At 56.9% G+C, this 21,031-nt stretch carries 24 protein-coding genes and 1 tRNA gene; 22 read left to right on the top strand and 3 right to left on the bottom strand.

Features of this window, described 5'->3' with window-relative positions; translation table 11 throughout:
* Positions 1–7: 7 nt before the first annotated feature.
* The 19 genes from QE363_RS09700 to QE363_RS09610 all read left to right on the top strand — a co-directional run bounded on the left by QE363_RS09700 (position 8) and on the right by QE363_RS09610 (position 17,377).
* Positions 8–733 carry an HK97 family phage prohead protease gene (locus tag QE363_RS09700; RefSeq protein ID WP_309694756.1) on the top strand — a complete coding sequence of 242 codons (726 nt, stop codon included), beginning with the start codon at positions 8–10 and terminating at the stop codon, positions 731–733.
* A complete protein-coding gene (locus QE363_RS09695; protein ID WP_309694754.1) occupies positions 723–1,850 on the top strand; it encodes a phage major capsid protein in 1,128 nt (375 codons plus the stop codon). Before QE363_RS09700 ends, QE363_RS09695 begins: the two co-directional genes overlap by 11 nt.
* A gap of 73 nt (positions 1,851–1,923) precedes the next feature.
* Positions 1,924–2,223: a head-tail connector protein gene (locus QE363_RS09690; protein WP_309694752.1), complete on the top strand. Its 300-nt coding sequence runs from the start codon at positions 1,924–1,926 to the stop codon at positions 2,221–2,223.
* Positions 2,220–2,684 (top strand): phage head closure protein, encoded by a 465-nt coding sequence (locus QE363_RS09685; protein ID WP_309694750.1) that lies wholly within the window; start codon positions 2,220–2,222, stop codon positions 2,682–2,684. Before QE363_RS09690 ends, QE363_RS09685 begins: the two co-directional genes overlap by 4 nt.
* On the top strand, positions 2,681–3,133 hold the full coding sequence (locus QE363_RS09680) for an HK97-gp10 family putative phage morphogenesis protein (RefSeq protein ID WP_309694748.1): 453 nt from the start codon (positions 2,681–2,683) through the stop codon (positions 3,131–3,133). Before QE363_RS09685 ends, QE363_RS09680 begins: the two co-directional genes overlap by 4 nt.
* 7 nt (positions 3,134–3,140) lie before the next feature.
* Positions 3,141–3,503, top strand: a complete 363-nt coding sequence (locus QE363_RS09675) for a DUF3168 domain-containing protein (protein WP_309694746.1) — start codon at positions 3,141–3,143, stop codon at positions 3,501–3,503.
* A 48-nt stretch (positions 3,504–3,551) separates the two neighbouring features.
* Positions 3,552–3,965, top strand: coding sequence for a phage tail tube protein (locus QE363_RS09670; RefSeq protein WP_309694744.1), 414 nt, complete (start codon positions 3,552–3,554; stop codon positions 3,963–3,965).
* 77 nt (positions 3,966–4,042) lie between these two features.
* Positions 4,043–4,420 carry a hypothetical protein gene (locus QE363_RS09665; RefSeq protein WP_309694742.1) on the top strand — a complete coding sequence of 126 codons (378 nt, stop codon included), beginning with the start codon at positions 4,043–4,045 and terminating at the stop codon, positions 4,418–4,420.
* Positions 4,421–4,437: 17 nt separating this feature from the next.
* On the top strand, positions 4,438–4,701 hold the full coding sequence (locus tag QE363_RS09660) for a hypothetical protein (protein WP_309694741.1): 264 nt from the start codon (positions 4,438–4,440) through the stop codon (positions 4,699–4,701).
* Between the two features lie 8 nt (positions 4,702–4,709).
* On the top strand, positions 4,710–7,052 hold the full coding sequence (locus QE363_RS09655; protein WP_309694739.1) for a hypothetical protein: 2,343 nt from the start codon (positions 4,710–4,712) through the stop codon (positions 7,050–7,052).
* A 269-nt stretch (positions 7,053–7,321) separates the two neighbouring features.
* The gene (locus QE363_RS09650; RefSeq protein ID WP_309694738.1) at positions 7,322–7,675 is read left to right on the top strand and encodes a hypothetical protein; all 354 of its coding nucleotides are present in this window, start codon (positions 7,322–7,324) and stop codon (positions 7,673–7,675) included.
* Positions 7,675–8,352 carry a hypothetical protein gene (locus QE363_RS09645; protein ID WP_309694737.1) on the top strand — a complete coding sequence of 226 codons (678 nt, stop codon included), beginning with the start codon at positions 7,675–7,677 and terminating at the stop codon, positions 8,350–8,352. The genes QE363_RS09650 and QE363_RS09645 overlap by 1 nt, the downstream gene beginning before the upstream one ends.
* A 19-nt stretch (positions 8,353–8,371) precedes the next feature.
* On the top strand, positions 8,372–8,821 hold the full coding sequence (locus QE363_RS19715) for a DUF6950 family protein (RefSeq protein ID WP_405053173.1): 450 nt from the start codon (positions 8,372–8,374) through the stop codon (positions 8,819–8,821).
* Between the two features lie 16 nt (positions 8,822–8,837).
* Positions 8,838–10,445 carry a hypothetical protein gene (locus QE363_RS09635; RefSeq protein ID WP_309694735.1) on the top strand — a complete coding sequence of 536 codons (1,608 nt, stop codon included), beginning with the start codon at positions 8,838–8,840 and terminating at the stop codon, positions 10,443–10,445.
* Positions 10,446–10,453: 8 nt separating this feature from the next.
* Positions 10,454–14,944, top strand: coding sequence for a hypothetical protein (locus QE363_RS09630; protein ID WP_309694734.1), 4,491 nt, complete (start codon positions 10,454–10,456; stop codon positions 14,942–14,944).
* Between the two features lie 25 nt (positions 14,945–14,969).
* Positions 14,970–15,263 carry a hypothetical protein gene (locus QE363_RS09625; RefSeq protein WP_309694733.1) on the top strand — a complete coding sequence of 98 codons (294 nt, stop codon included), beginning with the start codon at positions 14,970–14,972 and terminating at the stop codon, positions 15,261–15,263.
* Positions 15,264–15,271: 8 nt separating this feature from the next.
* Positions 15,272–15,535: a hypothetical protein gene (locus QE363_RS09620; protein WP_309694731.1), complete on the top strand. Its 264-nt coding sequence runs from the start codon at positions 15,272–15,274 to the stop codon at positions 15,533–15,535.
* The gene (locus QE363_RS09615; protein WP_309694729.1) at positions 15,535–16,857 is read left to right on the top strand and encodes an SGNH/GDSL hydrolase family protein; all 1,323 of its coding nucleotides are present in this window, start codon (positions 15,535–15,537) and stop codon (positions 16,855–16,857) included. Before QE363_RS09620 ends, QE363_RS09615 begins: the two co-directional genes overlap by 1 nt.
* A gap of 175 nt (positions 16,858–17,032) precedes the next feature.
* Positions 17,033–17,377 carry a hypothetical protein gene (locus QE363_RS09610; protein WP_056437644.1) on the top strand — a complete coding sequence of 115 codons (345 nt, stop codon included), beginning with the start codon at positions 17,033–17,035 and terminating at the stop codon, positions 17,375–17,377.
* A gap of 142 nt (positions 17,378–17,519) precedes the next feature.
* Here the strand turns inward: QE363_RS09610 and QE363_RS09605 are convergent, their stop codons facing one another.
* On the bottom strand, positions 17,520–17,750 hold the full coding sequence (locus QE363_RS09605) for a hypothetical protein (protein WP_309694726.1): 231 nt from the start codon (positions 17,748–17,750) through the stop codon (positions 17,520–17,522).
* A 292-nt stretch (positions 17,751–18,042) separates the two neighbouring features.
* On the opposite strand from QE363_RS09605, the gene QE363_RS19710 reads away from it, so the two are divergent.
* The 3 genes from QE363_RS19710 to QE363_RS09595 all read left to right on the top strand — a co-directional run bounded on the left by QE363_RS19710 (position 18,043) and on the right by QE363_RS09595 (position 19,244).
* Positions 18,043–18,279, top strand: a complete 237-nt coding sequence (locus QE363_RS19710; RefSeq protein ID WP_405053172.1) for a DUF6771 family protein — start codon at positions 18,043–18,045, stop codon at positions 18,277–18,279.
* Positions 18,280–18,386: 107 nt separating this feature from the next.
* Positions 18,387–18,893 carry a YfbU family protein gene (locus QE363_RS09600; RefSeq protein WP_309694725.1) on the top strand — a complete coding sequence of 169 codons (507 nt, stop codon included), beginning with the start codon at positions 18,387–18,389 and terminating at the stop codon, positions 18,891–18,893.
* A gap of 93 nt (positions 18,894–18,986) precedes the next feature.
* Complete coding sequence (locus tag QE363_RS09595) at positions 18,987–19,244, top strand: hypothetical protein (RefSeq protein WP_309694724.1); 258 nt, start codon at positions 18,987–18,989, stop codon at positions 19,242–19,244.
* A 168-nt stretch (positions 19,245–19,412) separates the two neighbouring features.
* Here the strand turns inward: QE363_RS09595 and QE363_RS09590 are convergent, their stop codons facing one another.
* Together QE363_RS09590 and QE363_RS09585 are read right to left on the bottom strand one after the other, a co-directional pair.
* Positions 19,413–20,723 (bottom strand): integrase arm-type DNA-binding domain-containing protein, encoded by a 1,311-nt coding sequence (locus QE363_RS09590; RefSeq protein WP_309694723.1) that lies wholly within the window; start codon positions 20,721–20,723, stop codon positions 19,413–19,415.
* Positions 20,724–20,930: 207 nt separating this feature from the next.
* A tRNA-Gln gene (locus tag QE363_RS09585) sits at positions 20,931–21,005 on the bottom strand.
* Positions 21,006–21,031: the final 26 nt, after the last annotated feature.

Raw genomic sequence — 21,031 nt, 5'->3', positions numbered from 1 at the left:
TACCGGCATGGAGAAAAAGGCATTCGCGGGGAAGATAGAGGTTAAATTTGCCGAAACGGAAGGTGCGACGGCGCGCACCTTCGAGGGCTACGGCGCGGTATTCAACAATGTGGATCAGGCGCGCGACATCATCGCGCCCGGAGCATTCAGCGCCACGCTCGAAGAACACAAATCGGCGGGAACAATGCCCGCGATGTTCTTCAATCACGATGCCTTCGCGCTACCGATTGGCGTGTGGACTGATCTCATAGAGGATTCCACCGGCCTCAAAGCAAGCGGCCAGTTCCTCGACACCACAGCGGGTCGCGACGCCTATGCAGCGGTGAAGGCAGGAGCCGTAACAGGGCTGTCCATCGGATATATCGCAACAGGATATGAAATCGACGGGAAGACGCGAACAATTACTGAAGCGAAGTTGATCGAAATCTCAGTCGTCACCTTCCCGTGCAACGAATTGGCGCGTGTCGCGAGCGTCAAAAATCAGGAGAATGACATGGATGAAGATTTGAAAAAGAAACTCACGGATGCGGGCTTTGGTGAAGACGCAATCACGAAGCTTTTTGACAGCCGTGATGATGACACCACCGATGATGAGGTGATGGATGACGACGATGAAAAGTCGGGCGATGTCGATGAAGACGCTGGCGATGAACAGGAAGCTAAATACCACGAGGCTGCGTTAGCGGCCATCCGATCGAGTGTTGCAACAATCAAGGAGATGTATGTCCGCTAATATAAATACCGAACTCAAGAATCTCGAAACCGAGTTCAAGTCTGCCGTAGACCGCGCAGAAACCAAGCAGGCTGACGCGCTGAACACAGCGCTGACCGAACTACGCGCTGAAATCAAGGCGCTGGAAACTGCCGCAAATCGTCCCGCCATCGTGTCGAACATCACGACCGACAATGAGACGAAGGCGTTCAATATGTACCTTCGTGGCGGCGACTCCATGGAAATCAAGGCGATGTCGGCGCTGGTCCCGGCTGAGGGCGGCTACACCGTGCCGAAGCTGATCGACAGCCAGATTCAGAAGGCCGTTATCGACATCTCGCCGATGCGCTCGGTCGCGCGGGTCATCTCCGTCACGACGCCCGACTTCCACATACCGTTCTCCGTGGGCGGCACCGCTTCGGCATGGGTTGGCGAGAAGGATGCTCGCCCGGAAACCGCTGCTTCGTCGCTGGTTGAAATCGTGCCGTCCTTTGGCGAGCTATATGCCAGCCCGTTCGTCACGCAGACGATCCTTGAGGATTCGGCATTCGACATCGCCAGCTTCGTAACGACTGAGGTCGCGACTGAGTTTGCTCGCGCGGAAGGTGCGGCATTCCTGCTCGGCGATGGCGTGAAGAAGCCGAAGGGCCTACTCAACGTCACCACAGCGTTCACCGCCGACTCCACCCGCGCCTTCGGCACCGTTCAGGCCGTGAAGACTGGCGATGCAGCCAAGATCACCGCTGACTCCATCATTGCGCTGGTCCACTCGCTGAAGGCCGCGTACCGCCCGAACGCCCGCTTCATCATGAACAAGGATACGCTTGGTCAGGTCCGCATGTTGAAGGACACCACTGGTCGCTACCTGTGGCAGGATAGCCTCCAGTCGGGCGTCCCCGGCTTGCTCGCTGGTTATGAGGTCGTGGAAGCCGAGGACATGCCGAATATCGCAGCGAACTCGACGCCTATCGTCTTCGGTGACTTCGCTCGCGCCTACACGATCGCTGACCGTGTCGGAATGTCGATGCTCTACAACCCATACATCGCCCAGCCCTACGTCACCTATCAGACGCGCAAGCGTGTGGGTGGCTGTGTCGTGGATACTGCGGCTTACAAGCTTCTGAAGATCGCTGCGTAAGCAGGAATAGCAGGATGAAAAGCGAAGAGCGGGGAGCAATCCCCGCTCCTTCCGTATCAGCATAAATATCTTCATGCTGATCACACAGAGCGAACTTCAAGAATGGCTTAGAATTGATGCTGGAACCGACCCAAACGCGATACAGATGTTGGTCGAGTCTGGCGCGGATATTGTAGAACACCTGACCAGTAGACGCATTCGACCTTACACGGACGGCGACGGCAAGCTCGTGACGCCGATCGTCCCGACCGCGCTCAAACACGCAATTGCAGTTCACGTTGCGGCGCATTTCGATGATCGTGCGGGCGACACCAGCGCCGCCATGACGACGATCACGCGCCTTTGCGCCCCTTTCCGGGTGTTTTCGCTGTGAAGATCAATGCGGGGCAGCTCGACCGGCGATTGACGCTCCTGAGCGCGCGCAGCGGTTCGCCCAACATCTCCCCGACGCGTGTCGCAGCCGGGGCACCCGCTATCGAACCCGATGATACAAGCGGCTCTTCGCTCATGTTCTTCGCGGCAGGCGCTGGCGCGAGCGATGACGCGGGCAGCTACGACGATGCAGGCAACGAACAGGACGAATTCGGTCAGGTCATCACCAGCTTTCGCCAGATCGCATCCCTGTATGCCCAGCGCCTCGAATTGCGCACGCAGGATGCCGCACGGGCGGGTGGTCGCGACACCTACTCCACGGCTCGATACCTGATCCGCTATCGCCCTGACATCACCACGGCGATGCGTGTCCAGATCGATGACACCGAATTCGACATCGTGGCGATCGACCAGCCAGACCGCCGCCAGACGATGGTCCTCACACTGGAGGAGCGCCTGTGATCACCGCGAACATGCGGGGTCTGGCGGCGCTCCAAGACCGCTTGGAGAGCCTGTCGAAGCAGGAAGCCACGAAAGCTGGTCAAATTGCGAACCGCGCAGGCGCGGCCACACTGCGCAAAGAGGCGATCAAAGAGGCTCCCAACTCCCCAAAGACAACCGAAGGCGAAACGCGCACCCGTCACAATAAGGGTGGCACGACGCGGCAGGAGACGCACGGGAAGATCGTCAACAACATCAAGGTAAAGAAACTCAAAAGCGCTGACCCCACGCAAGTCAAGAATGCGGTGACGATCGGCTCAAGCGCGTACCATTCTTCATTCGTTGAGTTTGGCAGCATTCACAATGCCGCCGATCCCTTCATGATCCGCGCGCTGACAAACTCTCAGCAATCTATCATCGATACAATCGGCAAAGTTCTGAACAAGCAGTTGATCAAGCGCGGCGTCTAAATATCGTATGATCGACCAGCTTCTCAACGCGCGCCTCAAAACATGTATTCCGAATGTCTACCCAAGCGTCGCGCCAACCGCTTACGCTCTCCCGTGTGCGGTCTACCAGCTTCTTGAAACACAGGTTACGACCGATCTCGATGGATCAGTGTCAGACGAAGGCTTCGTGACATTCCAAATCAGCATATCGAGCGAGTCTTATGGACAAGCGAAAATCCTTGCGCGGGCTATCCGAAATAGCCTCATCATCTGGCGTGAAAACGGTGTCGAGACTGTCGAGTGGCTTGACGAACATATGATGGCCGACACCACGACGCAGGCCACACTTCATCGCGCGCTCTTGTTCTTCAAATTCTTCACGACCGTCTAAATCACGCCCCTGAGATAAATATCCTGAACTATAGTTTTCAGGAGAAATATGGCCAAGAACGTTTTGCCGTCGCAGGGAACGACAATCTCAATCAAGACCGGCAGCAATTATACGAAAATATCGGGCGTTACCGACTTTAGCGGCATCGGCTCGGGCGCTGCATCCATCATTGACGTGACAGACTTGGATTCTGTCGCAAAGGAAAAACAGATGGGTATCCCCGATGAGGGGTCGATCAAGATCAGCGTCAACTACATCGTCGCGGACGCTGGTCAGGTAGCGTGTGACACGGCGCGCACCGCCGGTACGCTGGCATCGTTCAAGGTAGTGGCCAGCGGCACACAGTGGACGTTCGACGCCTTCGTCCCGTCGTTCGAAAAGTCGGGCGGCGTCGATAAGCAGTGGACCGGCGCGATCACGCTTGAGGTCAGCGGCGCGGTGACGAAGGGCACCGCTGCCTAATGCTCCTCTCACGAGACACGATCCTTGCCGCTCCCATTCCAACCTCTGATGTTGAGGTTCCTGAATGGGGCGGCACCGTGCGCATCCGCGCCCTGTCGGCGCGAGCGCGCGTGGACCTCCTCGATGCTATCTACGCCAACGACGCCGCGCATACCGCTTGGAAGGAAGATCAGGCATTACCGGAGGGGGAGCGCGAGGGCCTGCCCCGCGTCGATCTCTACGAGCAAGCGATCCTGACCGTAATTTTCGGGATCGTGGACGAAAACGGCGACCAGATGTTCAGCGTCACGGACTATGACGCCTTCGCTGAACTTGACTACCAAACCATTGTCTCGCTGTGGCAGGCCATGCAGGAGCACGCCCGCCGTGATCCCGAAAGTCTAAAAAAAAATTCCGCGCCAGCCCGGAAAGGCGCTTCCTCTTCCGCCTCGCGCTCGCGCTCGGCAGAACAGTAAGTGAACTCAATCGGCAGTTGTCGCCGGATGAGTTAGCGGAATGGGAAGCCTACCACTTTTTCGAACCCTTCGGCTCTCCCGCTGAGGACGATCGCACCCGCCTTCTCCTCGAAATGGAGTGGTATAAGCGAACGGAAAAAGAGGCTCCCCACTTCCTCGACCGCGACCCCGAAGAAACCGCCCGATTAGAGGCGAAGCGCGCCGCAGCCATCACGCTTGAGGATCGTATTGCGGCGGCGTTCGCCGGGTTCAACGTCATTGAGGATGACACCAGCCGCTAAATACCAGCATGGCAAATGTTGGTAGTCTCGTAGTTGATCTCGCGCTCGAAAGCGCTCAGTTTATTGCCGGTCTTCGGAATGCGTCCCGCGCGACGCAGCAGACCGCATCGCAAATCACGAATGCGATGAACATCGCGAAGAATGCCGCCATTGGCTTTGCGGGTGGCTTCATCGGCGCATTCTCATTCGACATTCTTCAAGAGCGCATCCAAGAAGCGTTCGATTACGGTGACGCCATCGTTGATCTCGCTGACCGCACCGGCGCGACGACCAAGACGATTCAAGAATTCCGCTACGCCGCCCAACTCTCCGGTTCATCGGTTGAGAATGCCGATGCGGCGGTGGAGAAATTCGCAAAGAACCTTGGCGCAGCGCAGAACGGCAACAAGGCGCTGACGAAATCCTTCCATGACCTTGGCGTCAGGAGCGCGGATACCGACACGGCGCTCAAACAAGCAATGGACGGTATCGCGAAGCTCGGCACCGTGACGGCCCGCAATCAGAAGACAATCGAGTTATTTGGTAAGTCAGCGGGCGACCTCACCCTTCTGATGTCCGATGGGTCGAAGGGCTTCAACACCCTCGCCGATGCCGCAGAATCCTACGGGATCGTGCTGGACGACCACCTGTTGCGTAACGGTGGGCAGGTGAATGACCAACTCGACACGATGAAGATGATTGTGAACGCTCAGATGGCGGGCGCGATTATCCAGAACGCCGACGCCCTGATGGCACTGGCGAATGCCTTTACGCAGGCCGCGACTGCCGCCGCCAACTTTTTCGCACAAATGGACGTGCAGAAGCTGATGTCTACTCAGCAGAGCAATCCGCTGAAATGGGATGTGCCGCATGTCGTGGGCGCGCGGATGTCAGGCAAGTCCATCGAGCAGATGCAGGCTGATGACCGCGCGGAATTGAAAAAGACAAAGGCCGGTCGCCAAGCGCTGCATGATGACCTCACGCGCCGCTACAACGACAACATCCGGGCTGGCCGCAATAAGAATGATCCCGACATGCAAGCAATGCGGGGCGAACGAGAAGACATTGCCCGGCTAGAAGCACGATCGCGGCACGGCCTACGGGTCACACCACCAAAATCGACCAATGCACTTCTCCCCAAACCTGACGCAGCCTCAAAGAAGAAAACTAGCCAGACACTGAAGAGTGATGGTGAATTGTCGGCGGCATGGGACCGTACGTTCCTTGGCGCACGCGCTGACCTTTATCGTTCGCAAGAGCGAATGACCAACGATCCGACCGAGCGTCAAGACCTCGCCGCAAAGCAAATTCGCAATCGCTATTACATGAATGACGATGACATCGACATGCAGACCGGCAGCGATAAGGAAGTCAAAGAGGGTAAGAAACGTTACACCGCTGCCCAAGCCAAACTTTTGAAGGAAATCGAGCGCGAAATATTCAACACAGAATATGACGCAACCATTCGCGATCGTGACGCAGAGATTGCACGGGATCGTCTCGACCTCGCATTGGCGGGAAAGCAACTCGACGCTGATATGCTTTCAGCAGAAATGGCGCTCACACGATCGACACGGGATCGTCGTGAAAAGTCATTGGCGCTGGTTCGCAACCAATTCGATCAAGAGCGTCTCCAGCTTGAACACACGATCGAATTGGAGAAGCTCGGCAAGGCTACGCGCGCAGAACGCGAGGCGGCTGAAGCCCGGTTGAAGGCCATGCCCGCCCTCCAAAACCTCGCCGAAGATGGCGTTCGGCGTCAGAACCAATCGCCGTTAGAAGCTTATCTCGACGCAATCCCGAAGACCAAGGACGAACTCAATGATGCGTTCGAGAATGTCGAAGTCGAAGGCCTGAAGTCACTTCAAGATGGGCTGATGGGCATCATTGATGGCACGAAGAGTGTTGGTGAGGCGTTCACCAGCATGTCGAAGACGATCATCAATGGTTTGATCAACATCGGGCTTCAACAAGCAATCATCAAACCGCTCGGCAATCTCTTGTTTGGCGGTGGTGAGGGCGGCGGCTCAGGCCTGTTGGGGTCGATCTTTGGGAGCTTGCTAAAGGGGTTGAAGGGCGCACGCGCAAACGGCGGCATGACATCACCCGGCAACTACCTTGTAGGTGAACGTGGCCCGGAAGTCGTGGGCATCGGTGCCAACGCACGAGTGACCAATAATAGGGAACTTCGCTCGCTTGCCGCCAATGATAACGCTGGCGGTCTTCACATCAACATCAACGGGCCGATCACGAGCAATGACCCCGCCATGGTCCGCGCTATGGTTGCAGAGGGCGTGATGTCAGCAGTGCCGCTCATCACGAGGCAAGCGACCGATTCCACGCTCAAGAAGCTGCAACGTCGGACGATCTAACGCCACGAGCTAAATATCTCGTGGCCAGTTTCCCGATAGATTTTCCCGTATACACGCCCGCGACTGAACGCCTTGTTCTGGATCGCGTCCAATCCGCAACTGAATCGCCTTACTCGAAGAAGGTTCAGGTCGTTCACCAAGCCTCGCAATGGAAGCTGTCTTGGCAGTGGCCACGGATGCGCATTCCTCGCGCTGAGGTGATAGCGGGTTGGGGCCTGAGCCTCCAAGGTATGGTCGGTTCATTCCGCTTCTATCCCAATCGCACAATCGTGAGCGGCCTGACGGGGCGCACCGTCGCGACCAAGGCCTATGCCACGAACAATGCCGTCAGCGTCACGGGATGGGCCGCAGGGGCTCTCTCGACGCTTCGAGTGGGCCAATGGCTTACGATCGGGGCGCAGCTTCTCAGGATTACGGAAGCCGCCGCTGTGGCGGACGCAAATGGCCGTGTCACGGTGCGCTTTGAACCGGCACTTCGGGCAGATTTCGCCGCCGGGACAGCGGTGGAGTTCGCTCGCCCCTTCGGTATCTTCCGTCTCGCGACGACCGATAGCCCTGCATACACGCTCGACCCCGATCGTATCGCGGACTTTGGCACGATCGAGGCGCGTGAGGTCGTCTGATGCGCGACAACATGACGCCGCAGGTGATGAGCGCGATCACCGCCCCCGCCATCACGTCCTATCTCGCCGCGCGGCTGGAATTTGCCAACGAAACGCTATTCATTTGGACTGGCGCACATCCGATTCAGCCCACAGGATCAGGGGACAGCTTGCTCGATGGCAACACGCTCGAACCCGTCGCGAATGGCGTTGCGGTCCAGATTGGCGATAACACGTTCAGCTATAGTGGGTCCGACGAATTCACCATCAGTTTAGCGGTCCCCGCCAGTCCCAACGTCACGCTTGCGGCAGCGGAAGCCCTCCCGGCCGAATACCTCACCCGCCCTGCTACTATATGGCGCGCCATCCTGATCCCGCAGGCCGATCCGCTCGCACAGCCCATTTGGATGTTTCGGCGCGTGCGAAGCGGGGCAATGGACAAGGTCGAAATCCAAAACGATGGCCGATCGCATAACTTCACGCTGACGATTGAGAGCCATCAGTCGCTTGTTTCGAACGCGACTAATCAAACTTATCTCGACCAGAAGAAATACGACCCCACAGATACGTCTCAGGATTATGCGGCAAGCATCGCGAACGGTGACCCCGCACCCGCAAAGGCAGTCGCTAATAGCAGCGGCACGGGTTACGGCGGTAGATCACCTGACGGAAGCGTGTACCAAAATCAGGTAGATTAGTGATCGACCTAAATAGACGATGGAAGCCATCGTCCGTTACCCTGATTGGGAAGACCGTCTTAGAACTTACCTCGACCGTGTAGAATGGGACCCCTTCAAGTGGGGCCAGCATGATTGCGCACTCTTCGCGGCATCATGCGTCAGAGCGCAAACCGGCGTTGATCCCGCCGCCGCATATCGCGGGACCTATGACACCGCCAATGGTGCGCGCACCGCACTTCGCGAGCTTGGCGCGGGGACGCTCCTCAGAACCGTAAAATCTTGGTTCGGCGAACCGAAATCAGTTCACTTTGCACAGCGCGGCGACATCGTGATGCGCGATGCCACCACAGTTGGCGTCTGCGTCGGCCAATTCAGTTTCTTTGTCGGTGAGGAACAAGGCGTTGATCGCCTCGCAATAATCCCGACCCGCGATTGCCGATACGCCTTCACGGTGCCCTTCGAACTCCCGGTCGTATCCGGTGAGTAAGGTCATCAAATCGGTCGTGATGATCGCCGTGGCGGTCGCGGTCATCGTCTATGCCGCCCCTCTGTTGGGCGCAGTCGCGTCGCTTTACGGCGCATCCGCAGCCGTCGTCACGGCGATCACTTCCACGGTCGTCGGGCTTGGTGTCTCGCTCGCGTTGGCGGGCGTTGGGACATTCTTCCGCAAAGCACCGCAATCCGTCAGCCAGTCGATGGCCGACCGGCTTCAAAATTCCGTCGTCCCCTCTGCACCCCGTAAGATCGTCTTTGGCCGCACTGCCGCAGGCGCAGATGTTCGCTTCTTCGAAACATGGGGCAGCAAGAAGGACCGCTATGCGCAGGTCATCGCGCTCGCGTCTCACAAAGTCACAATCCGCGACATCTATCTTGAAGATGACCTGACGTGGACGAACGGCGCGCTCGTTGCCCACACGGATGGCATAAACTTTCTTCGCGCGATCAACGAAGGATCGTCGGCCAATGCACAGGCGCTCGGTTCCGGGGCGTACTGGACCTCATCGTCCCGGTTCACGGGTTGCGCATACCTCGCGATAGATTGGAAGCTCGACAGCAAGGCGTGGCCTCAGGGTATCCCCCAGCGGGTAATCACGATTGTCGATGGCTGTCCTGTCTATGATCCCCGTCTTGATTCAACGGCGGGTGGCTCGGGTCCGCACCGCGCCAGCGATCAGACAACGTGGGAATTCGTCCACTCTGGTATCGAGATTGGCCGCAACCCCGCCCTCGCCCTCCTCACTTATCTGATCGGTTATCGCCTCAACGGGAAACTGTTGTGGGGCATGGGCATTCCGCTCAACCGCATCAATCTCGACAACTTCCGCGTGTACGCCAATGTCTGCGAGGAGCGTGTCGTCACCGCCGATGGCTCGACCGTGCAGCGCTACACCGCCGATGGGATCGTATCGACCGCCGATACCCATGAAACCGTTCTGTCCGCTCTGACCGCCACCATGGGGTCGTGTAAGCTCACCGACGTGGGCGGCACCTATGGGCTTGTAGGCGGCTATGACGACACGCTCGGTCCTAAGCAGTCGTTCGATGAATCCGATCTCGTCGGCGGCATCAACTCCCCTGCCCCCTATAGTTGGGTGCCCAGCGGCCCTGCCCGCGAGACCTACAACATCGTGCGTGGCCGTTTCGCCGACCCTGCCCAGCTTTTCCAATTGGTCGATTGGGGCGTCATCGAGACGGACAACCTCCCCGATGGCGTCCCGCGCACACTCACCCTCGACCTTGGCTTCGTGTCGCGTGCGGAAACTTGCCAGCGCATCGCCAAGCAGTTCCTTATGCGGGAAGCCAAGACGCCCGGCTTCTTCACCGCGACATTCGGCCCGAAAGCATTCGCGGTTCAGGTTGGCAGTCTCGTAACGCTGAGCCTCCCGTCGCAGGGCTGGAACAACAAACTCTTCCGCGTGCAGTCTCAGACCGAAACTGACTTGATGATCTTTCAGATGACGCTCCGGGAAGAATCTTCGGAAGTCTATGCGTGGGATCGTGAAGAGAAGCCGCTTCCCGCCGTCATTCGTCCGGGCGGCTATGATGCGAGTGCATGGCTTCCTGTTGAGGGGCTTCGCCTCAGCACCGCCGCCTATCAAGGTGTCGGCTAAATATATTCGTGAGCGAAGTTTCAGAAATCAAAGTCGAATGGACCCCGCAGAATTCAGGTCGGGTGTCGAGCATCCAAATTCAGTCTCGTATCCGTGGCCAATATACGGGTGCGGAAGAAGGCTGGACTGAGCAAGCCGCTGCCCATGATCCCACAGCGGGCAGCTTCACCTTCTCCAGTAATGCGCCCGGCACTGAAGTTGAGGTTCGCGCCCGCTACCGCATGACCAGTGGCGTTTACGGTGCATGGTTCACTGACGACATTGTGACGGCTCGCGTCACCATTCCCTATGTTGATTTGACTGGTACGCCATCAAGGCTTTCCGACATCAATCCCGGTGAGGGCAGCAAGCTTGGCGGGATTGCTCCCGGCGCAGATGTCACAAGGGATAACACCGCCAAGGACACGTCGAATGTCGGCGGACGGCCTTCCTCCACCATCGTCGCGGGCATCGATAAACTCCCCACAATCCGCGCTGACATCGACAAAGCGTTGGCGGCGGGTCAGGCGGTGGCGGATCGCGAGACAGCAGCCGCCACACCGCCCGGCACCGTCTCAAACATCCAGTGGTCCAGCGTCCTCACAGATACCGGGGCTGACGTCACGTTGACGTGGACCGCCGCCAAAGATGCTACCACCTATGAGGTGGAGCTTGGCGAAAACGGTGGGGGCGGGATCGTGTTCGCCGCGCCCAGCACGAGCTACCGCTTCGCCGCCAAGCGTAACACCGCGTATTCTGCCCGTGTAAGGGCGCTCAAGATCAACGTGCCAAGTGGTTGGGTCGTTGCGCCCGCCTTCTCGACTGGACGCGACACGGTGGCCCCGGCGGCTCCCACAGGCCTGTCGGCGATCGGGGGTATCACTTGGATTGACGTGGCGACGGTCGCGCCCAGTGACAGCGATCAGGCCAAAATCCGCTTCACGCTCTATCGCTCAGGCGACAACGCCAAGATCGCTGACGCGACCGTCTCGGGCACCGCCAACACACGAGCAGGAACCCGCTTCCCCAACCTTGCCCGTGCTACTGCGTATTACGTGTCGGCGGTGGCGATCGACAGTAGCGACAACGTGTCACCGGCCACCGCGAACGTCTCGATCGCCACCACGGGCGGTGTTTCACTTGATGACCTGACGCCGGGGCTGGTGCCACCGCAGACCGTCACGAGTTTGCCCGCCGCGTCAGGCTGGACCGGCTCCCCTGTCGTCTTCTTCGCAGGTGAACTGCATCGGCTGGTGAACGGCGCGTGGTCCAAGGCGGTCAGTGGTCAGGACATCACCGCTTCGACCATTTCGACCGAAAAACTGGTCGATTTCGCGATTACGGCGGACAAATTGGCGGCGGGCTCTGTCACCGAAACGCGCTTGGCTGATTTTTCGGTCGCGAATGTCAAACTCGCCGCAAATTCAGTCGATTCATACAAAATCATCGATGGCGCAGTCGGAAACACCAAAATCGCAACTGCCGCGATCACCGAAGTCAAAATTGCCAATGACGCAATTAGCGCCCCAAAGATTCAGGCTAACTCTATTAGCGCTGATAAGATCGTTGCGCGTTCGATAGGCGCGGATCGCCTCATTGCCAATTCAATCACGGCGAACGAAATTCTGACCGGCACGATTACCGCTGCGCAGATCGCCTCCAGCGCCCTGACTGCACGTGTGCTGGCGGTTGGAAACCCAGACAACATTGTAGGGGACAGTGGCTACAACGACGCTGCGTGGTGGAACGGCGGTAACTTCGATGGCCGTTTGTCAGTCGGCGACTCTAGCATGAATGAAACCGGCAGAGAGCTTAAGATTACGTCTACTGGTCGCACCGATTATTATTCAATGCTTTTTCCTGTAGAAATTGGCGCAAGTTATAGGGTTAGTGTTGGCGTCTATACACATAGCGACTTTAGCGGCAGTTTCCGTCCCGTGATACACATGCCCAATTGGGCTTGGTTGAGCCTTAAAACCGCATACGGCATTGATCCGGAAGATTCCAACCCAGCCGTAAATTGGATATCTCCAAGTTCATATTTTAAAAACGAATTTGTCATCACGAATCCAAATGTTCTGGAATGCAGAAGATGGCAATTCCGCTTAATAGGAGATTGGAGTGGAAATCTTGCTTTCGTCTGCAAGATTGTCCGTGTCTCTGACACGACGCTGATCAAAGATGGCGCAATCACCACCAATAAAATCACGGTCAACAGTCTGAATGGCGATCGTATTCAAGCCGGTACGCTTAACGCTGATCGCATCATGGCCAATTCCGTTCTCGCCAACAATCTTGTCATTAGTGGCACCAATACCACGCTTGGCACGGTAAATGCGGTTGTTAGCAACCCGGCTTACTATATCAACACCAACTCAACCAACATCGATCCGGGTCGAATAACAGTAAGTGGCTCGACAACTCTTGCTAATTGGCGGCAAGGGGGTGACGATACGCGGATCGCGGGCGGATCAATCAGCGCTAACACAATCACTGCGAACAAGCTGACGATCGGCAACCGCGCAATATCGTTCATTGGTCTTAATTTCGAGTGGAATCCGTCGAACAACTGGGTGTCGTGGTCAAACGGCTATATCTACTATCATGACGACAATGGCAGTCCGCGCGCTCAGTTTGTCGACAGTGGCAACACGGCTGGTGCTAGCCCCCATCGTTTCTTCTATTGGGTAAAAGATGGCTCTTCGATTTATCACACTCAATCCGAGCAGGAGGCATTCGGCGGCTCTGATCGGGTGATGTTGGGATCATGGTGGGGAGAATCCAACCTCAACATGACTTATGGCGGAACGATCATCAACGGCGACAGGATCACCACAGGGTCGATCGACGCCAATCGCATCAAGGCGAACACCGTCTTAGCGAATACAGTCGTGGTTAGCGGTCGCGGCACCGTCGATAGCGCATTCGACAGTGCCAAGTGGAACGGAATTTCTGGCGCTGGCAAGCCGATGACATACACAGTGGGTGCGCGAGGGAATCAGACTTCCACACTCCCACCCGGCTTCACACAAGGTCTTCGTAGTTCCGATGGTCAAATCTATGCGGATGGCGCTTATACTAACCTACGATCCGATGCGTATAACAGAAGCTACACGGTTTGCTGGTCTTCTGATGGTGGTGGCTATTGGGGCGTCCGTCACTTCGACGTATATGGCGGCGGCGAGGTAAATTGGAACCCCGACTATGCATCGAATGCCAGCGGGATGGCTCAGCTTCTCCGTGACATAGCGTTTGGGTCTACCATCGTCATCTATACATCGGACGAACCCGGAACGAACCGTATGAGCAGCGGACTTCCGACTGAAATGTATAATTGCGGCGCGAGCCGATCGGTTTTCGGTAGTTCCAATTTTTCAGCCCACTCGTCATATGTCTTGATTGGACAGAAGGGGATTGGAGAGGGCAACGGTTTTGAACTCTACAGTGCTGGTGGGTCGGCAAGCTATGTGAGAACTTCCTTCTCAATCGTCAACGGAGTGCCTTCCGTTGGCGGGCAATCGATCAAAGATGCTCGCGATCTGACGTTCTCCAATGGTCGTAGCGTAGATAACCTAATTAACGTTCAGAGTGACGCTACCGTTGGGGCTCCTGCCGGAACTTACGTAGGCAACACGGAAGCTCAACAAGTTACCAATTGGGCCTATACCGGCCAACAGGACCCTGCCGGGCGCATCAATCGCGGTGAAACGACAACGATCAACGGCGGGCGCATTACAACCGGCTCCATCACTGCGAACCAAATTGCTGCCAACACGATCACCGCCGATCGGCTCAACGTCACGAGCTTGTCGGCCTTGTCGGCGAACATAGGCGACGTGACGGCGGGCGTCGTCCGCAATGCCTCAGGTTCTGCCAAATTCGACCTCACCGCCGGGCGGATCGTTTTCGATAATGGCAGCGTGATGAAGGTCTCGGGTAACGGCTTTGGTTCTTCCAGCCAGTTTATCGAATGGTTCGGACCTCGCAAAAACAACTTATCAGAGTGCACCGAGCAGAATGCCAGCTATTATCTCAAGACAGACGGTAGCAGCTACTTTGGCGGCAGCTTGTCGGCTGGCACGATCAAGAACGCTATCGGCACGACCAGCACCGCGAGCAATGCAAGCGTCACCACCGGCGCTGTCGGATCACGCGGTGGCACCCGTGTGGTTGTCTTGAGTTATAGCTGGTCGTGGTATCAGCGGGTGGACAAGCCCCAGTCCGAGGCGTCGGGCAACGACCTTACCGCGCAAATCATCCTGTCGCGCAACGGTGCAGACGTTGCCACCCTGAACGCAACCGGATCATGGGACCGCGATCCTGCATTTAGCTCAGACGAACCCGGCGATTATCGTGAGGCGATCGGCGGGTCGCTGACCTTCACCGACAATTCGGGCGGCTCATCGGTGACATACTCGGCGCGTTTGACAGTGCGAAACACGGGACCCGGCCCGCAAAACGGGTCGAATAACGGTGGCACGGCCACGCAAAACATATCGATCGTGCAGACAGAACAGTGATGCGTGGTGGGCGGATAAATACAAAATGTCCACCACCACACTTGCAGACGCCTATGAAGTTGTCACCGATTTCCACAAAGCCATTTTAGAAGAACTAGCTGAAGAGCAGAAACGTAGCGCCGCGATCTACGCCACGATTCTTGATAAATTTCCCGACGCCGCCAAATCGGGCGTAGTTTACCAATGCGCTCAGCAGTGCGCCACTCAGTCCGTGTATAACTATCAGTTGGCGATGCTTCGACAGCAAATGGGGCTCGACCAGTCTATGCAGATGGCCCCGACGCCCACCACGACATCGTCAGCATCGCCTAATGCATAAATACCCATATGGCTTACAATGCATCCCAATATCCCAATACCCCGTCTTCGAGCGTCAAACGAACCGCTGTTATCACACCCAGCGACACCGCATCCATTCTGGCGACAAAATCTATCTTTGTGGTGAGTGGTGGCACGGTGGTGCTGAAATGCTCGGAGGATTCGACGGCACAGACATTTGCTAATCTTCCAGCTTTCACCGAACTGACGTTTGAGGTGGTAGCAGTTCTCGCAACGGGGACTACAGCAACTGACATCCGGGCCTGCTACTGATGGCGCGCTTCCTCACCACAACGGCTCCAATTGCTCGCAACCGACGCGTCGTCACCGCACTTGGGGACAGCCGAATTGCAGCCATTTTTAATGACCCTTCCAAGCGCACAAAGGGTGCGCGCTCACCGCTTAATTGGGCGAACGCATTATCTGATCAGCGATTTACGATTGTTGAAACGTTTGGGATATCCGGTGATCGCACAGATCAGATGCTTAGCCGTATTGACCCGGCAATCGCGACCGGCGCTGGTCTTCTATATCTTCAAGGCGGCGTAAACAACATCGGCGCAGTCGCATCGACTGGAAACTACACTTATACCCATGGGGTGACTGGCGAAGTCGTGACGATCGATACAGTCGCGGCGGTCACGTTCCGCGATCTTCGCACCATGATCGAAAAAGCCCGCATGGCTGGAATGGCCGTAGTGGTTGAACAAGAAGTAGGATCGGGCGGCTTCAACACGCAGGAGAAGGTGGCCGCAACACTTGAATTGCGTTCACTGATGGCGGAATATGCTGAAACCGCGACGGATGTATATCTGCATGACGCCCTACCCGTGGTGATGCAGCCTGCATTGTCGCCGACTGCTCTCGGCTATCGTGCCGGATACAGCTACGACACAACGCACTGCAATAGTCGGGGCGGCTACCGTTGGGGCAAAAGCCTTGGCGTTCTATTGCGTAGCATAGTGCCGATTTCGTACCCACTGTTGTTGAACAACGCGATCGAGGTCTTTGGCGCTCGGCGTCGTCAGGTGCTGACCAATCCTCTTTTTCTAACCGCGAACGGCGGCACCGCAAATGAGGGTATAAGCGGCACCACGCCTGCTGGCTGGACTATATCGCGGACTGGCTCAGCAACCGCGAACATCTCGACTTCCGGGCGCTCAGATGGGTCAGGCAACGACCTCGTCATAGCTGCGAGCTACACGGCCACAGGCGAGATTGTCACTGTTTCACAGGCTTTGGAAGCACCCGGCTTGGGCATGTGGAATAGCCGCGTCGCAGTCGGTGACACGTATGAATTGGTCGCTCAAATTGAGGTGACGGAAGCGACTAATCTCGCTGCGATATGGCTTCAATCAGGCGCGGTAGCGGGCACGGGATCACAGGTCGACTGCTTCGATTTGTTTGGCGTGGCCAACGAAGTGGGGATGGATGAGCCGGGCGTGCTGACGTTGCGCACGCGCCCCTTCACAGTAGCAGCACCAATTACAAATTCTTACCCCTACATCGCGTGTTCCATTCGAGCCGTAGGCGCGGGTTCGGGATCATGCACATTTCGAATAAGGCAAATCGCTTTGAAGCGCAGGATGTCGTGACGGTGCGGCAGCGTAAATCGAAATGGCATAGCGTAGCCGCGACGATGCTTCGTTATGCGAAGATCGTTTGGGAAGTGCCTGCCGTTAGGAGTGTAGCCGTGACGTGGCTCATTCGTGCAGGCCTATCAGCATCAGGGGCTGCCGCCCTGACCGCGATCGTGGACGCGGTGGCGCGATGATGTTCGAGACATCCTCGCTGATTGAATGGGCAGCGGGGCTCGCCACTGTTTCGACCGCCGCCGGGCTGATCGTCCGTGCGATCACCAAGGAGGCGATGAACAAGATCGCTCTTCTGGCTGACAAGCATGACGACCTAAAACATCAGATCAAAAATCAGACCGCTCGCATTGATGCGGTCGAACATCTGCGGACGGCGGATGTCGAGCGGATCGTCAAATTAGAAAGTGCGGTGCAGGCGATCGACAAAGCGATGGAGCGCGTCGAGCGCGGGCAAGATAAGCTCACCGACATCGTCAACGACCGCTTCGACACGCTGGCCGACGCTATCCGCAAAGCCTGAGTTCACTTCCACACGATCTTCAATAACGTAGCGCACGCGAAAAGGGCGATTGGCCCGCCACATCACGATGATCGCCGCCAAAGCGTATCCGGGCCTACCGCCGTCAACGAACGCTTTCACGATGTCCACAAGGGCCTGCCACTTATTCATCGGCAGCACTCCGGGGCAAACGCTTGAACCCGCTACGCACCCATCGATACACCATGGCGACCGACCCAATCGCGACACTGGACGATCCCAGTTCGTACACGACCAACACGATCGCAGTCAGCGCCGTTACCAGCACCAAAAGCATAAACGAGAACAGGACGGCAGGGCGCTCGCTTTTATCGAGCAGGCCGACCAACCTCACGATCATATCGGGAACCGTCATACCGAAGCTTCCACGAAGCTAACGCAATCGCTATGCCTTTTGAAAAGGGAGATAACGTTATCCCCAAAAGGCTCATCAAAAAGGTTGATAGGAAAGGTAGCGAATGAATATCCACGATCAACAAACTGTTGACAGGTTGAATAAGAAACTCTAACCAAAAACTCATAGTAGGTCATCGCATATCACCGCATCGAACGCGCGCCGCCGTCCACGAGCGCAAGAACTTGGTGATATAGCACACCCTCTACTTCGTCACAACTTGCTGCACGTCGTCACGGTCCAGAAGGCTGGGATGGAGGCGCGGCGCTTGACACGACTCCAATGTTCTTGCTTTGTTCTTATTATGATGGCTGACCCAGAGAAAATTGCTGCCGCCCTTCACGACGCACCCGCGTGGGCGCTCATTGGCCTCACAGCGCCACGAGGCACCCTTCGCGAAGACGCGGCACGCGCTGTCGCCGATCACCTTTGCAATGTCCTAACACGCCCGGAGTCCGCGCCAGAAGGACAGATGTCGCTTCCGATTTGACCCTGTTGATTTTCCCTAAATACTGTGCGTGAGAATAGCTGATCTCTTTCAAGTTGCGCATTCTAATAAAAAATGACACCCTCCATATCTATCTCATGGAGATTTCTATGCAGCTATCGAGCGGTGAAAAGTTGCTAGCGATCATGCTGGCTGACCTCATTGAGGCGGGAGGGATTGATGCCTCGATTGATCCCGCCTTTGTAAAAAATGCCATCTTCAATGATCAGATGTGGTCTTTGCGATGGCAGTATAGCGGTCTATTTAATAGCAACGAGTCCGACCCACCAGCCGTGCAAGAGACCGCGTCAATATTGACGATGTGCAGCTACGTCGAGTATTCAATTAGGCAACTTGACCCTACAGATCGCGCACAGTTGGCTGAAGATGCTGATACGGTTTTTGTCGGATTTGACGGCAATCATGACGATCATTACGGTATTGCAGATACGTTAATTAATAATATGAGCAGGTGGCCAGAATTCGAGGGCCGCTATTTGAATAGCCACCATACCGTTTTGCCCAAGTATTTAAGAATGCGTGCTGCATTTGATCATATTGGACCAACTGATGGCGGCCTTACGCTTGACGAAATCCGCACGATTCTAGCAGCTTAACGACACCCTCTCTGTGACGCAGACACAAAACTTGTCACCGAGAGGGCAATTTTCCACGAATTCACTTTGTCAATTTTTGGCAGGGATTCCGTTATGACGATGGGCGTAGTGGTATTCGTATCCCGGAATGGCGGCATGGTCATGGTGCAGCACGACCAAGGCTTTACGCTATTAGAATTGCTCGGAGGAGAAGGCGAAATCGAACGCGGCGACCGACTGCGCGGGCGGTGGATGAGCCTCGGAGGCGAGAGCATTTTGAAAGACGGATATGCTTATGATGTGTTTGTTCAAAATATCTACGGCCAGATAAACGCGGCGGTTTTAGCCGCACGTCAGATGGGTGGCGGCTGATTGATGCGGCAACAAAATCGGAGTGCTGACCTCGCATCTGACTGCCGCCGCCATGCTTACGATCTAACTCGATTCCATGGCGGCAGGATAATTCACACAGCGATAATGTGTGCGTACGACCAATCCGTCGATTTCCCCAACGCAGGTTTTGGCGTCCGTCGCTGAGCGTCAGGCGGCTGCCGCAATCTCCGCTTCTTGAGGGACCGGAAGGCCGAAGACCTCGCCTAGACCGGCCTCCCGAACGATTGCCGCCAAATGGGCCTCCCAAGCGCCATAGGCACGCCGCAGATCGTCAATGGGGTCGTGGCGGTCATAGATACGCTCGACGCCCGCAGGGAGCTTGTGGGCCAACATCGCCTCAGCAGTCAGGTGGTCGATGCCAAATCGCCGCGTATTCGACCTGACGGTCCTCCGAAGGTCATGTGGCTTCCAGTGCCCGACAGGACCGCCATTCGCCTCGGTCATTCGCTTGATCAGGCGATCACGGACCTTGTACCAGACGTAGCGCTGCGGCTTTTTGGGATCGTTTTCGCAGGGCAGGACCCATTCTGATCCGCCAACCGCCAACGCCCGCCCCCATGCTCCCAAGGGGATCGCGTGGTCCTCACCGTTCTTCACGTCACTGGCCTCACGATACCAGACGCCATCGCGGATCGAAGACGCCTTGGCCTGAGCGATTTCCTGAATGCGGCACGCGGTCAGGAGCATGAGAGCGAAACCCCTGCGATATGTCTCTCGCTCAACGGCCAGCGCCTGAAAGAACAACCCAATCTCTGCATCCGAGAGCGTGCGCGTATTTTTGCGGTTGCCATGCGCGTCAACCGTCTCATCCGTCGCAAGCTGATGAAGCCGGGTCGCCGGATTGACCTCAAGCGCGATGCTGTCGCTGGCGTCGAGTGAGCAACACCAATTGAAGAAGACCTTGAGTTCGGCGATCAGCCGGTTGGCGCGGACAGGCGCGACCATCGCCTTGGCCTTCACCATCGCGACCAGATGGCTCTCCTTCACCTCGTAGACGGATTTCGCACCAATCCGGGGCTCGATGTCGCGGGTGAAAATGGCGAGCTTGTCTTTGACCGTGCGGGGCTTGGGAACTCGACGTTCGCGCGATGCAGTCCCCTTCCCCACCGCGATCATGTAAAGGCGGTGAGCCGCCGTCACGGTCATGATTTCGATCCGCTTGGCCTCACGGCGCGCCTTGCCCGGATCACGCCCAGCCTCGACTTCAGCATTGATCGTCCCCGCCCATCGGCGCGCAGCCTGAAGGTTGGTCGCCGGATAGGTGCCGCCTGATTGCTTGACGATCACCCCGGCATCGCGGGACGGTTGGCCATCAAGATCGCGGGCAGGAACGCGGCGCTTAAAACGCCACAGCTTTTTGCCGCCGGGGGTAACGTCGAGCGTCAGGCCGGGCGTTTGCGTATCGCTGAGCGATCCGACCGAGTGAGCGGCGAGAATGTTTGCGGTGAGCTTTGACACGAATCGACCCCATTGCGAGGCCACAAATCGGACACAGAGCCGGGCACAAACCGGACACAAAACCTCGCCCGGAGACAGTGAAGACACAGGATTTGTGACACAATAGGTGTCCCGAAATGGCCTAATTTGGCCGACCGTGTCCTACCACTTTTTATGAAATATAGCCGCGAACTCAGTGCCTTGCCTTGTGGACAGTGAGATCGGCGGTGGCTGGGGCGGCAGGATTCGAACCTGCGTATGACGGTACCAAAAACCGTTGCCTTACCGCTTGGCGACGCCCCAGTGGAGAGGCGCGCCTTATACCGGGC

The organism is Sphingomonas sp. SORGH_AS_0870 (genome assembly GCF_031453175.1).
Taxonomy (GTDB): domain Bacteria; phylum Pseudomonadota; class Alphaproteobacteria; order Sphingomonadales; family Sphingomonadaceae; genus Sphingomonas.
This window is presented reverse-complemented; position numbering and strand designations above follow the sequence as displayed.